Here is a 12,516-nt window from a genome sequence, read left to right on the forward strand (position 1 = left end):
GTTATCTCGATGTCGAGATAACTCTAGTGCATCCCCGCCGCTCGGTCATGCCCGGCATGCCTTCGCATGCCTTCCGGTGCGTTCACGCGCCGTCGCACGCCTTTCGAGCCGAAGCCGACCGGGGAAGCACCCCGGGCGGTCAGCGCAGCCCGAAGCCCTTCGCCCAGGCGGCCACGTCGGCGGTCGTCGCGTTGCCGCCGCACACCACCAGGCCGAGCCTGGCGTCCGCGCCGACCCGCTCCAGCACCCGGCGCGCCGCGGGCAGCAGGCAGCCCGCGGCCGGTTCGGCCCAGACCTTCGCGTGCTCGGCCAGGTCGAGGGTGCCCCGCACCGCCTCCGCGTCGGTCACCGTGAGGACATCGGTCACGAGCGCGCCGACGTGCTCGTAGGTGAGCGGCGAGGCGCTGGGGGCGCTCAGCGTCGAGACGATCGAGGACAGCTCGACCGGCACGGGCCCGCCGGAGGCGAGGGCGGCCGACATGGCATGCGCGCCCTCCGTCTCCACGCCCCAGATCCGTACCCCGGGACGGCGGGCGCGGAGCGCGGTGGCGACGCCCGCGATCAGGCCTCCGCCGCCGATGCTGACGAGGACGTCGGTGAGCTCGCCCGCGTCCTCGGCGAACTCCAGGCCGACCGTGCCCTGGGCGGCGATGACGACGGGGTCGTCGAAGGGGTGGACCAGGGTCAGCCCCTTGAGGCGGAGTTCGTCCACGAGGGCGAAAGCGGCGTCCATGCCGTCGGCGAGGACGACGCTCGCCCCGGCGGCCTCGGCGATCTCCACCGCGCGGCCGGGCGCGGAGCGCGGCATCACGACGGTCGCCCTGATGCCCAGCGCGCCGGCCATGACCGCGACCGCGATGCCGTGGTTGCCACCGCTGACCGCCACGACCCCGGCGGCGCGTTCGGCGTCGTCGAGCGCGAGCAGTTTCGCCGTCGCGCCGCGGGCCTTGAAGGAGCCGGTGCGCTGCAGCAGCTCCAGTTTCGTGGTGACGGGCGCGCCCAGGAGCGCGGAGAGCCCGGGGCTCGGCACCGTCGGAGTCCGTATGACATGTCCGGTGATCCGCTCGGCCGCGGCTTCCACGTCCTCGACAGTGATCAGCACGTTCGCCTCCGTCGCTCGCTCAGCAGTTCGATCATCCTATGCCGGTGCCGGGTGGCGCGCGGTCGAGCGGCGGAAGGTGCGGCGGTAGGTGTCCGGGGGCACGCCGAGGGTGCGGTTGAAGTGACGGCGCAGGGTCGTGGCCGTTCCCATGCCGGTGGCCGCGGCGATGGTGTCGAGGCTGTCGCCGCTGGACTCCAGGAGTTCCTGGGCGCGCCGGATCCGCTGGATCAGGAGCCACTGCAGCGGGGTCGACCCGGTCACCGTCCGGAAGTGGCGGCCGAGGTGGCGCGAGCTCATGTTCGCGCGCCGGGCCAGGTCCTCCACGGTCAGCGCCTGGTCGAGCCGCTCGATCGCCCAGGGGAACAGGTCGGCGAGCGGGTGGTCGTCCTGGGCCGGTACGGGGGCGGTGACGAACTGGGCCTGCCCGCCGGACCGGTGCGGGGGCACGACCAGGCGGCGGGCGATGGTGTTGGCGTACGCCGAGCCGTGGTCGAGGCGGACGAGGTGCAGGCACAGGTCCATCGCGGCGGCCTTGCCCGCGGACGTGAGCACGCTGCCGTTGTCGACGTAGAGCACGTCCGGGTCGACCTCCACCAGCGGGTGACGGGCCGCCAGGTCGTCGGTGTGCGCCCAGTGCGTGGTCGCCCGCCGGCCGTCGAGCAGCCCCGCGGCCGCCAGCACGAACGCGCCCGTGCACAGCGAGGCCACCCGGGCGCCCGCCTCGTGAGCGGCGCGCACCGCGTCGATCAGTTCGGCGGGCGGGGCCACGTCGACGTCGGCCCATCCGGGGACGATCACCGTGTCGGCGTGCGCGAGCCGGTCGAGCCCCGCGTCGGGCTCCAGGGCGAACCTGCCGAACCGCACCGGGCCGGGACCGCAGACGGTGAGGTCGTACGCGGTGTCGCCGAACACCTCGTAGGCCACGGAGAGTTCGAAGTGCAGCATGCCGTCGGTGACGGCCAGTGCGACGGATTCCATGTCCGTAATTGTACGGGGCATGTCGTTCCGGACACTGGCTCGGCCCGGCCGCCGCTGACAGGCTCTTCGCATCGGAACAGGGCAGTGAGCAGCAGCGGACGGCGGAGGAAAACATGGGATCGGAATCGGTTGCGGGACGGACCGTCGCGGTGTTCGGCGCCTACGGGCACACCGGGCGCTTCGTGGTGGCGGAGTTGCTCGAGCGCGGCTTCGTCCCCGTGCTGTCCGGACGCGACGCCGGAAAGCTGGCGGAGTTCGCCGCGTCCCGTCCGGAGCTCTCCGGGCTCGACGTCCGGCCGGCCACGGTCGACGATCCGGCCTCGCTGGACCGCGCGCTGGCCGGCGCCGCCGCCGTCGTCAACGCCGCCGGGCCCTTCGCCTCGACGGCCGCCCCGGTGATCGAGGCGGCGCTGCGCGCCCGGATCCCGTACGTGGACGTGGCGGCCGAGATCGAGGCCAACGTCGACACGTTCGCCCGCTTCGCGGAGCCGGCCCGTGCGGCGGGCACCGTGGTGGTCCCGGCGATGGCCTTCTTCGGCGGTCTCGGCGACCTGCTCGTCACCGCGGCGATGGGCGACTGGACGGCGGCGGACGAGGCTCATGTGGCGTACGGGCTGAGCAGTTGGCACCCGACGGCAGGCACCCGCACGGCGGGCGCGGTCTCGCGGGAGCGCAGGGACGGCAGGCACGTCCGCTTCACCGGGGGACGCCTGGAGTACCGCGACGAGGCGCCGTCCGGCACCGAGAAGTGGCCCTTCCCGGAGCCGCTGGGGGTCAGCCCCGTGATCGGCGACTTCACCATGGCCGACGTCGTCACCGTCCCCAGTCATCTCGCCATCCCGGAGGTCCGCACCTACATGGCGGCCACGGCGGCCCGGGACCTGGCCTCGTCGGACACCCCGGCACCGGCCGCGGTCGACGAGCGCGGCCGGTCCGCGCAGACCTTCCTCGTCGACGTCGTCGTGCGCTCCGGAGGGGAGGAGCGGCGTGCCGTGGCGAGCGGCCAGGACATCTACGCGGTCAGCGCACCGCTCGCGGTGGAGGCCGTCGACCGTGCCCTCACGGGGCGGACCAGGACGGTGGGGGTCGCCTCCGCCGGCGCCCTCTTCGACGCGCCGGACTTCCTCCGCGCCCTTTCCGCCCACCTTTCGGTGGAATTGCCGTAACGGCTCCGGGGCACTCCGGGGCACCCCGTACGGGCGCGGTCCGATTGCCCGGGTCGCACGGCGGGCCGAGGATCGGACCATGTTCAGCGGCGCGCATGTGATTCTGTACACCCGGGACGCGGAGGCGGACCGGGCCTTCCTCAAGGACGTGTTCGGCTTCGAGCACGTGGACGCCGGCGGCGGCTGGCTCATCTTCAAGCTGCCGCCCGCCGAGGTCGCGGTGCATCCCACGGAGGACGAGCCGAAACACGAGGTCTACCTCATGTGCGAGGACCTCACCGAGACCCTGACGACCCTGGAGGACCGGGGCGCCGAGATCTCACGCGCCATCACCGACCAGGGCTGGGGCCTGCTCGCCGCCGTCCGGCTGCCGAGCGGCACCGAACTCCCCCTCTACGAGCCGCGCCACCCGACCGCGCACGGCGGCCTTTCACCCTGACGACCCACCCCCACGTCAGGCCACATCTCATATCTGAGATAACGTGACGCCATGGCAGACGACTACCTCGTACGCATCGGCAAGCTCATCCGTGACGCCCGGCAGCACCGCGGCTGGACGCAGACGCAGCTCGCCGAAGCACTGGCCACGAGCCAGAGCGCCGTCAACCGGATCGAGCGCGGCAACCAGAACATCAGCCTTGAGATGATCGCCCGGATCGGCGAAGCCCTCGACAGCGAAATCGTGTCCCTGGGGTACGCGGGACCGATGCACCTCAGGGTCGTCGGCCGACGCCGGCTGTCCGGCGCCATCGACGTCAAGACGAGCAAGAACGCCTGCGTCGCGCTGCTCTGCGCCTCCCTCCTCAACAAGGGCCGCACGGTCCTGCGCCGGGTCGCCCGCATCGAGGAGGTCTTCCGGCTCCTGGAGGTCCTCAACTCCATCGGCGTGCGCACCCGCTGGATCAACGAGGGCGTCGACCTGGAGATCGTGCCGCCGGCCGACCTCGACATGGACTCCATGGACGCCGAGGCCGCGATCCGCACCCGCTCGATCATCATGTTCCTCGGCCCGCTGCTGCACCGCATGGACAGCTTCAAGCTGCCGTACGCCGGCGGCTGCGACCTCGGTACGCGCACGATCGAGCCGCACATGATCGCGCTGCGCCGCTTCGGCCTCGACATCACGGCCACCGAGGGCATCTACCACGCCCAGGTCGAGCGCTCCGTCTCCCCCGACCGCCCGATCGTACTGACCGAACGCGGCGACACCGTGACGGAGAACGCGCTCCTCGCCGCGGCCCGCCACGACGGCGTCACCGTCATCCGCAACGCCTCCTCCAACTACATGGTCCAGGACCTGTGCTTCTTCCTGGAGGCCCTCGGGGTGCGGGTCGACGGCGTCGGCACCACCACCCTGACCGTGCACGGCGTGCCGCAGATCGACGTGGACGTCGACTACTCCCCCTCCGAGGACCCGGTCGAGGCGATGAGCCTCCTCGCCGCCGCGGTCGTCACCGAGTCGGAGCTGACGATCCGCCGGGTCCCCATCGAGTTCATGGAGATCGAGCTCGCGGTCCTGGAGGAGATGGGCCTCGACCACGACCGCTCGGCCGAGTACCCGGCGGACAACGGCCGCACCCGCCTGGTCGACCTGACGGTCCGTCCCTCCAAACTGGAGGCGCCGATCGACAAGATCCACCCGATGCCCTTCCCGGGCCTGAACATCGACAACGTCCCCTTCTTCGCGGCCATCGCGGCCACGGCCCAGGGCAAGACCCTCATCCACGACTGGGTCTACGACAACCGCGCCATCTACCTCACGGACCTCAACCGCCTCGGCGGTCGCCTCCAGCTCCTGGACCCCCACCGCGTCCTGGTGGAGGGCCCCACCCGCTGGCGCGCCGCCGAGATGATGTGCCCGCCGGCCCTGCGCCCCGCGGTGGTCGTCCTCCTCGCGATGATGGCGGCCGAGGGCACGTCGGTCCTCCGGAACGTGTACGTCATCAACCGCGGTTACGAGGACCTCGCGGAGCGCCTGAACTCGATCGGCGCACAGATCGAGATCTTCCGGGACATCTGACGTCCCCTCCGGAGGAAGGCCGCCCCGGTCGTGCCGGGGCGGCCTTCCTCCGGCTCATCACGGGGTTTGCGGTCAGTTCGTGGTCGGCTCGCGGTGGGTGCGGATGATGTCCGCGTATCGGCGGCCGCTCGTCTTCAGGGTCCGCTTCTGGGTGGTGTAGTCGACGTGGACGAGGCCGAAGCGCTTGTCGTAGCCGTAGGCCCACTCGAAGTTGTCGAGCAGGGACCAGGCGTAGTACCCGGCGAGCGGGGCGCCCTTGCGCAGGGCGCGGGCGCAGGCCGCGAGGTGCTGTTCCAGGTAGCGGGCGCGCTCCGGGTCGTGGACCGCGCCGTCGGGGCCGACGGTGTCGGGGAAGGCCGAGCCGTTCTCGGTGACGTACAGCTTCCGGATGCCGTAGTCCTCGGTGAGCCGCAGCAGGAAGGCCTCCAGGCCGCCGGCGTCGATCTGCCAGTCCATGCCGGTGCGGGGCACCTCGGGGAGGCGGACCTCGCGGGCGTACGGGACGGGGCCGGCCGGGTCGTCGGCGACCGTGACCGGGAAGTAGTAGTTGAGGCCGTGCCAGTCGAGCGGGGCGGCGATGACCTCCATGTCCCCCTGGCGCTCCGGGAGTTCGACGCCGTACAGCTCGCGCATGTCGGTGGGGAAGCCGCGGCCGTACACCGGGTCCAGCCACCAGCGGTTGGTGTGGCCGTCCATGCGGGCGGCGGCGGCGATGTCCTCGGGCCGGGTGGAGGCGGGCGCGACGGTCGAGTGGTTGGTGACCAGGCCGACCTGGGCGCCGGGGACGGCGGCGCGGATGGCCTGGGTGGCGAGGCCGTGGCCGAGGAGCAGGTGGTAGGAGGCGCGCACGGCGGCCGTGAGGTCGGTCAGGCCCGGGGCCATGCGGCCCTCCAGGTGGCCGATCCAGCCGGAGCAGAGGGGTTCGTTGAGGGTGGCCCACCGGGTGACGCGGTCGCCGAGGCGTTCGGCGACGGCGGAGGCGTAGGCGGCGAGGTGTTCGGCGGTGGCCCGCTCGGTCCAGCCGCCGTGACTGTCCTGGACCCGGTCCTGGAGGGCCTGCGGCAGGTCCCAGTGGTAGAGGGTGACGGACGGGTCGATGCCGGCGTCGAGGAGGCCGTCGACGAGCCGGTCGTAGAAGTCGAGCCCGGCCTTGTTGACGGCCCCTTCGCCGCCGGGGACGACGCGCGGCCAGGCGACGGAGAGCCGGTAGGCGTCGGTGCCGAGGCCCTTCATCAGGGCGATGTCCTCGGGCCAGCGGTGGTAGTGGTCACAGGCGGTGTCGCCGTGGTCGCCGTTGTCGATCGCGCCGGGGACGCGGGAGAAGGTGTCCCAGATGGACGGAGCCCTGCCGTCCTCGGCGACGGCTCCCTCGATCTGGTAGGCGGAGGTGGCCGTGCCCCAGGAGAAGTCCGCGGGAAACGCCTCCAGATCGAGCGGGTGGCAGTCGTTGGATTCGGACATGGAGAACCTCTTCGTTGTCGGTGGGGAGGGCGTCACTTGACCGCACCCGCGGTGAGGCCGGCGACGAGGTAGCGCTGGAGGAGCAGGAAGCCGACGACGACGGGGACGCTCACCACGAGGGAGGCGGCCATCACCTGGTTCCAGTAGACGTCGTTCAGGGTGGCGTACCCCTGGAGACCGACGGCGAGGGTGCGGGTGGTGTCGGTGGTCATGACCGAGGCGAAGAGGACCTCGCCCCAGGCCGTCATGAAGGCGTAGATCGCGACGGCGACGATGCCGGGCTTCGCGGCCGGGATGATCACGCGGAACAGCGCCTTGACCGGCCCGCAGCCGTCGACCTTGGCCGCTTCGTCGAGTTCGCGCGGGATCGAGTCGAAGTAGCCGGTCAGCATCCAGATGGAGAACGGCAGCGAGAAGGTCAGATAGGTGAGGATCAGACCCTCGCGGGAACCGAAGAGCGCGATGCCGGTGGCGTTGCCGAGGTTGACGTAGATGAGGAAGAGCGGCAGCAGGAAGAGGATGCCGGGGAACATCTGCGTCGACAGGACCGTCACCGTGAAGACCCGCTTGCCGCGGAAGGAGTAGCGGCTGACGGCGTACGCGGCGAAGATCGCCACGGCCACCGAGAACACCGTGGCCGCGCCCGCGACGACGATCGAGTTCACGAAGTAGTCGGCGAGCGGGACGGTCTCCCAGATGTCGACGTACGGCCGCAGCGTGATCGCGCTGGGGATCCACTCGAACTTCCCCGAGACGTCCTCGAGGGGCTTGAGGGAGCTGGAGATCATCACGTACACCGGCAGCACCACGAAGGTGGTGAGCAGGGTGAGGAAGATCCGCCGGGTCCAGAGGAACGACCGGGGCGCGGCCATCGGGGAGCGCGGAACCGGCTGGACGTGCCTAGACATCGGTGGCCTTCCTTCCACGGGTGGTGAGCAGCAGGTAGACGCCCGTGACGACGAGGAGGAAGAGCAGGAGCAGCACGGACATGGCCGAGCCGGTGCCGAAGTTCCACGTCTGGAAGGACGACTGGTAGATGTGGAGGGAGATCAGGTCGGCGGCTTCGGGCGCGGCCTTGCCGAAGAGCACGAACGGCGTGTTGAAGTCGTTGAACGTCCAGAGGAAGAGGACGAGCACGAGGACCTGGTTGACCGGCCGCAGCGACGGCAGGGTGATGTGGCGGATCTGCTTCCACACGCCGGCGCCGTCGAGGGCGGCCGCCTCGTACATGTCCCGGGGGATGTTCTGGAGGCCCGCCATGACGGTGAGGAAGGCGAACGGCCAGCCCTTCCACACGGAGACGACGAGCAGGGCCCAGAAACTGTTGTCCCCGATGAGCCAGAAGGCGGGGCTGTCGCCGATGCCGAGCTGGTCGTGCAGGACGTGGTTGATGATGCCGTTGTCCCGCTGGAACATGAACGCCCAGGTGATGACGGCGGCGTAGACGGGCAGCGCGTACGGGACGAGGAACAGGGTCCGGAGGAAGCCCCGGCCCCGGAAGTTCTCCTGGAGGAAGACCGCCGCGGCCGTGCCGAGCAGCCAGCACAGCCCCACGGAGAGCACGGTGAACAGGCACGTGGTCAGGAAGGACTTGAACAGCGCCTGGCCGACGGGGGCGTCGAAGTCGATGGCGACGGTGAAGTTGTCCAGTCCCGACCAGGGCGCCTCGGACCAGTTCCGGATGTAGAACTGGGTGAGCTCGCGGAAGCTCATGGTGATGCCCATGAGCATCGGGACGAGGTGGACGAGGAGTTCGAGGAGCAGGGCGGGCAGGAGCAGGAGGTACGGCAGTGCGATGCGGCGACGCCCGGAGCGGCGTGGTGCGCGCGCCTCTCCGGGTGCGGCCTTGCGCGCCGCCCGCTCACTCGGCGGAGTGAGGACGGTCTCGGTCATGGTGGGGCGGCCTACTTCTTGGGCATCTGCTGCTGGGCCTTTTCGAGCTTGGCCCGCACGGACTCGGTGGTGACGGCGCGGCCGGCCGCGGCGTCGGCGAACAGCTCCTTGACCGCGGTGCCGACGACCGTCTCGAACTGCGACTCCTCGGGGACCTGCGGCAGCGCGGCGGCGCTGGTGGCGAGCGTGTCGCGGAGGACCGCCAGGGCCGGATCGCTGAACGCGGGGTCCTGCTGGGCGGTCTTGACCGGCGGGATGGAGCCGTAGGCCTTGTTGAGGGTCTTCTGCTCGTCGTCGCTGGTCATGAACTTCACGAACTTCAGCGCGCCGTCGATGTTCTTGGTGTTCTTGAAGACGGCCAGGTTGATGCCGGCGACCATGGAGTTGGTCTGCCTGCCCGCGCCGGGCTGGCCCGACGGGACCGGCGCGGGGGCGACTCCCCACTCGTCGTCCTTCATGCCCTGTGCCTTGAACGTGGCGGAGGCGGTCTGCCACAGCACCATGCCGGTCTTGTTCTTGGCGAAGTCGCTGAGGGACTGGTTCTGGGCGTACTCGGCGTTGCCGGGGCCGGTGATCTTCTGCGCGGCCATGAGGTCGACGTACTGCTTGACGGCGGCGACGGCCCCGTCGGAGGTGAAGTCCGCCTTGCCGTCGGCGGTGAAGAAGTCGGCGCCGTGCTGCTTGCCGAGGACGAAAACCTGGTGGATGTTGTTGGAGAGGTTGGAGCCCTCGACGCCGATGCCCCACTTCCCGTCCTTGCTGATCTTCTTGCCGGTGGCGATCAGCTCGTCCCAGGTGGCCGGCGGCTTCGTGATGCCGGCGTCCTTGAACATCTTCTTGTTGTAGTAGAGCGCGTAGGCCATGGAGTAGAGGGGCACGGCGGCCGGGTCCTGGCCGGGCGCCCCGGTGGAGCCGAGGGCCGATTCGACGAAGCGGTCCTTGCCGCCGATGGCCTCGAGGTTCTTCGCGTCCCAGGGCAGCAGGGCGCCGGTGGACTGCAGCGAGGCGCTCCAGGTGTTGCCGATGTTGAGGATGTCGGGGCCCTGGCCGGAGGTGGTGGCGGTGAGGATCCGGTTGAGCAGGTCCGCCCAGGGGACGACCTCGAGCTTCACCTTGATGCCGGTCTGCTTCTCGAACTTGTCGAGTTCGGGCTGGAGGACCTTCTTGTCGACCTCGATGCTGGCGCCCTGGTTGGAGGCCCAGTAGGTGAGGGTCCTGGGCTGCTCGTTGGATCCCGATCCGCCGGTCGAACCGCCGCCGCAGGCAGCCGCCGTGAGGACGAGGGAGAGGGTGACGGCACCGACGGCTGCGACTCTGATTCTGCGCATGGGTCCTCGAGTCCTTATCAGGGGAAGGTGAAAGCCGAGGGAGGGGGAAGCCGCGTCCCGCAGGGGCCCCTACCGGCCTCTCGACTTAATTTAGGATGTGAGTTAAACCTCGGGAGAAGGTCGCGTCAAGGGGTGCCGCAGAGGTATGTTGCGCATAGGGCCTAGGGAAGAGGGTGTCCGGTGAGAGTGCACAGCGGTCGTACCGTGCGTGACCTGCGGAGGGAGAACCGCACGGCGGTTCTGCAACGGTTGTATTTCGACGGACCCCTGAGCCGCTTCTCACTCGGGCCGGTCACGGGCCTCAGCTCGGGGTCCGTCAGCAACGTGGTCGCGGAACTGGTCGCGGACGGCCTGGTGGAGGAGGCCGGCAGCGTGGACTCCGCCGGCGGCCGGCCCCGCACGCTCCTGCGCATCCGCCAGGGCAGCGCCTACATGATCGGCGTCGATGTCGGTGAGACGCGGGTCCGGGTCGAGCTCTTCGACATGGCCCTCACCGAACTGGCGCGCGTGGAGAAGCCGCTCGCCGCGAACGGGCCGCGCCGAGAGGACCGTTACGACGTCGCCGTCGTGGTCGCGCACGTCCGTGACTCCGTCGAGGAGGTCGTCCGGAGGGCGGGGATCGAACCCGCGCAGCTGCTGGGCGTGGGCGTCGGCGTCCCCGGCATCGTCGCGAGGACACCGGAGGACGGCGCGGTGGTCCACGGGCAGACGATCGGTTGGGATGCCGTGCCCCTGGAACGGTTGTTGCGCGAGTCCGTGCCGCTGCCGCAGGAGGTGCCGTACTTCATCGACAACGGGGCCAAGACGCTCGGGCAGGCCGAGATGTGGTTCGGCGCCGGACGCGGAGCGAGCAGCGCCGTCGTGGTGCTCTTCGGCTCCGGGGTCGGCGCGTGCGTCGTCGGCGACGACCTGCGCTCCGCCCGGGCCGTCGAGTGGGGACACCTGAAGGTCCAGGTGCGGGGGCGCCGTTGCCGCTGCGGCGCCCAGGGCTGTCTGGAGGCCTACGCGGGCGCGGAGGCGCTCCTGGAGCGCTGGCGCGAGGCAGGCGGCTGCCCTCCGATCGACGCGGATGAGGAGACGGCCCTGACAGCGCTCCTCGCCGCCGCCCACCCGTCAGCCCCCGGGGCGGAGGCCGATACGACCGCACTCGCCGTCCTGGACGAGACCGCCGAGTACCTGGGCGCCGGGTTCGCCGATCTGATCAACCTCTTCCAACCCGAGCGGATCCTCGTCGGAGGATGGGCGGGCCTTCAGCTCGGTACCCGGTTCCTCGACAGCGTCAGGGACTACGCCACCCTCTGCGCCCTTTCCTACCCCGCCTCCCACGCGAGCATCGAACTCGGCACCCTCGGACCGGACGCCGTCACGGTCGGCGCGGCGATCCTGCCGCTCGCCGACTTCTTCGCCCAGGGAGGCCGCCGGGAGGCGGCGGAGCCCGAGGAGACGACGCCGGCGTGGAAGACCTCGCTCCGGGAACGGGCGGCACAGTGAAGGAATCGTAGGACCCTGTGGTGACAGCTCGTTCTCAGGCCGACTCACGCACGACGAGTTCAGGATCGAAGACCACGCACGTCCGTCCGCTCGCCGACCCCTGAAGATGGCCTGCCAGCGCCTCCGCCATCGCGGCGGCCATCTTCTCGACCGGCTGACGCACCGTCGTCAGCGGTGGCCGACACGTGACCGCGATGCTGGAATCGTCGAAACCCACCACGGCCACGTCATCGGGTACGCGTCGCCCCTGCTCGCGCAGGATCTGGCAGGCGCCCTGGGCCATCAGGTCATTGGCCGCGAAGACACCGTCGACCCCGGGATGTTCCTCGAGGATGCGGATCATCGCCGCAGCGCCGCTGTCCAGGGTGAAGGCGCCCTCGACGACCGGCACCGGGCCTCGGCCGGCGTGATCGAGGGCGTCACGGAAGCCGGCGAGTCGGTCACGGCCGGCCGGGAGGTCCTGCGGCGCGCTGATCACCGCGAGGCGGCGGCTCCCCCGCGCGAGCAGGTGCTCGGCGGCCAGCCGGCCGCCCTGGTAGTGGTCGATGTCCACGTAGCTCACCGGCAACGGCTGCGGAGGGCGGGCGAACAGCACGACCGGGACCCGGGCGTGGAGAAGCATCTGCGGCAGCGGGTCATCGGCTTGGAGGGAGACGACGAGGGCACCGTCCGCGCTTCCCCGGCGGAGGTAGTCGACCACCTGCGTTCTGGCCTCGTCCGATTCGGCGAACATCAGCACCGGATGCATGGCCCGGCCCCGCAGGTACGTCACGGCGCCGCTGACGATGCGGCCGAAGAACGGGTCGGCGAAGACACGGGCGGCGAAGCCGTCTCCCGCGCCGGAGACCAGCAGGGCCACGGTCTCCGCGCGTCGCGTCACCAGGGACCTCGCCGCGCCGTTCGGGCTGTACCCGGTGGTTTCGATGGCCTGGCGGACCACGTCCTGGAGCCCGGGATCCACGTTGCGGACCCCGTTCACGACTCGCGACACCGTCGCCCGGGAGACGCCTGCTTCCCGGGCGACGTCCTCCAGAGTGGGCCCCCGCTTGGTCATTCGGGCACTGTAACGTGCGGTGC

11 protein-coding genes are annotated in these 12,516 nt (G+C 70.7%); 4 read left to right on the forward strand and 7 right to left on the reverse strand.

Features of this window, described 5'->3' with window-relative positions; all coding sequences use genetic code 11:
* Window positions 1-139 precede the first annotated feature (139 nt).
* Window positions 140-1,099 (reverse strand): threonine/serine dehydratase family protein, encoded by a 960-nt coding sequence (locus IO20_RS0111700; protein ID WP_030549415.1) that lies wholly within the window; start codon window positions 1,097-1,099, stop codon window positions 140-142.
* A gap of 39 nt (window positions 1,100-1,138) precedes the next feature.
* Entirely contained in the window at window positions 1,139-2,080 is a 942-nt protein-coding gene (locus IO20_RS0111705; protein WP_031127155.1) for a helix-turn-helix domain-containing protein, read from the reverse strand.
* A 113-nt stretch (window positions 2,081-2,193) separates the two neighbouring features.
* On the opposite strand from IO20_RS0111705, the gene IO20_RS0111710 reads away from it, so the two are divergent.
* The 3 genes from IO20_RS0111710 (at window position 2,194) to IO20_RS0111720 (ending at window position 5,266) form a co-directional block, all read left to right on the forward strand.
* The gene (locus IO20_RS0111710) at window positions 2,194-3,246 is read left to right on the forward strand and encodes a saccharopine dehydrogenase NADP-binding domain-containing protein (protein ID WP_030549412.1); all 1,053 of its coding nucleotides are present in this window, start codon (window positions 2,194-2,196) and stop codon (window positions 3,244-3,246) included.
* Window positions 3,247-3,325: 79 nt separating this feature from the next.
* Window positions 3,326-3,685: a VOC family protein gene (locus IO20_RS0111715; RefSeq protein ID WP_030549410.1), complete on the forward strand. Its 360-nt coding sequence runs from the start codon at window positions 3,326-3,328 to the stop codon at window positions 3,683-3,685.
* Window positions 3,686-3,736: 51 nt separating this feature from the next.
* A complete protein-coding gene (locus IO20_RS0111720) occupies window positions 3,737-5,266 on the forward strand; it encodes a helix-turn-helix domain-containing protein (RefSeq protein WP_030549409.1) in 1,530 nt (509 codons plus the stop codon).
* Window positions 5,267-5,338: 72 nt separating this feature from the next.
* Here the strand turns inward: IO20_RS0111720 and IO20_RS0111725 are convergent, their stop codons facing one another.
* The 4 genes from IO20_RS0111725 to IO20_RS0111740 are packed head-to-tail and all read right to left on the reverse strand — an operon-like array spanning window position 5,339 to window position 9,948.
* Window positions 5,339-6,727, reverse strand: coding sequence for a GH1 family beta-glucosidase (locus tag IO20_RS0111725; protein WP_030549408.1), 1,389 nt, complete (start codon window positions 6,725-6,727; stop codon window positions 5,339-5,341).
* 32 nt (window positions 6,728-6,759) lie between these two features.
* On the reverse strand, window positions 6,760-7,599 hold the full coding sequence (locus IO20_RS0111730) for an ABC transporter permease subunit (RefSeq protein ID WP_030549406.1): 840 nt from the start codon (window positions 7,597-7,599) through the stop codon (window positions 6,760-6,762).
* A 28-nt stretch (window positions 7,600-7,627) separates the two neighbouring features.
* Window positions 7,628-8,620: a carbohydrate ABC transporter permease gene (locus tag IO20_RS0111735; RefSeq protein WP_030549405.1), complete on the reverse strand. Its 993-nt coding sequence runs from the start codon at window positions 8,618-8,620 to the stop codon at window positions 7,628-7,630.
* Window positions 8,621-8,631: 11 nt separating this feature from the next.
* Window positions 8,632-9,948 carry an extracellular solute-binding protein gene (locus IO20_RS0111740; protein WP_030549403.1) on the reverse strand — a complete coding sequence of 439 codons (1,317 nt, stop codon included), beginning with the start codon at window positions 9,946-9,948 and terminating at the stop codon, window positions 8,632-8,634.
* 180 nt (window positions 9,949-10,128) lie between these two features.
* Between IO20_RS0111740 and IO20_RS0111745 the strand changes: the two genes are divergently transcribed.
* Window positions 10,129-11,439, forward strand: a complete 1,311-nt coding sequence (locus tag IO20_RS0111745; protein ID WP_030549402.1) for an ROK family protein — start codon at window positions 10,129-10,131, stop codon at window positions 11,437-11,439.
* Window positions 11,440-11,473: 34 nt separating this feature from the next.
* Here IO20_RS0111745 and IO20_RS0111750 read toward each other — a convergent pair whose 3' ends face one another.
* Window positions 11,474-12,493 (reverse strand): LacI family DNA-binding transcriptional regulator, encoded by a 1,020-nt coding sequence (locus IO20_RS0111750; protein ID WP_030549400.1) that lies wholly within the window; start codon window positions 12,491-12,493, stop codon window positions 11,474-11,476.
* Between the last annotated feature and the right edge of the window lie 23 nt (window positions 12,494-12,516).

The organism is Streptomyces exfoliatus, assembly GCF_000725545.1.
GTDB classification, from domain to species: Bacteria; Actinomycetota; Actinomycetes; order Streptomycetales; family Streptomycetaceae; genus Streptomyces; species Streptomyces exfoliatus.

Bases quoted from the DNA above. Each gene is read 5' to 3' on its own strand.
- IO20_RS0111705 (WP_031127155.1), bottom strand. From the start codon at position 2,080: ATGGAATCCGTCGCACTGGCCGTCACCGACGGCATGCTGCACTTCGAA.
- IO20_RS0111710 (WP_030549412.1), top strand. From the start codon at position 2,194: ATGGGATCGGAATCGGTTGCGGGACGGACCGTCGCGGTGTTCGGCGCC.
- IO20_RS0111715 (WP_030549410.1), top strand. From the start codon at position 3,326: ATGTTCAGCGGCGCGCATGTGATTCTGTACACCCGGGACGCGGAGGCG.
- IO20_RS0111720 (WP_030549409.1), top strand. From the start codon at position 3,737: ATGGCAGACGACTACCTCGTACGCATCGGCAAGCTCATCCGTGACGCC.
- IO20_RS0111725 (WP_030549408.1), bottom strand. From the start codon at position 6,727: ATGTCCGAATCCAACGACTGCCACCCGCTCGATCTGGAGGCGTTTCCC.
- IO20_RS0111730 (WP_030549406.1), bottom strand. From the start codon at position 7,599: ATGGCCGCGCCCCGGTCGTTCCTCTGGACCCGGCGGATCTTCCTCACC.
- IO20_RS0111735 (WP_030549405.1), bottom strand. From the start codon at position 8,620: ATGACCGAGACCGTCCTCACTCCGCCGAGTGAGCGGGCGGCGCGCAAG.
- IO20_RS0111740 (WP_030549403.1), bottom strand. From the start codon at position 9,948: ATGCGCAGAATCAGAGTCGCAGCCGTCGGTGCCGTCACCCTCTCCCTC.
- IO20_RS0111750 (WP_030549400.1), bottom strand. From the start codon at position 12,493: ATGACCAAGCGGGGGCCCACTCTGGAGGACGTCGCCCGGGAAGCAGGC.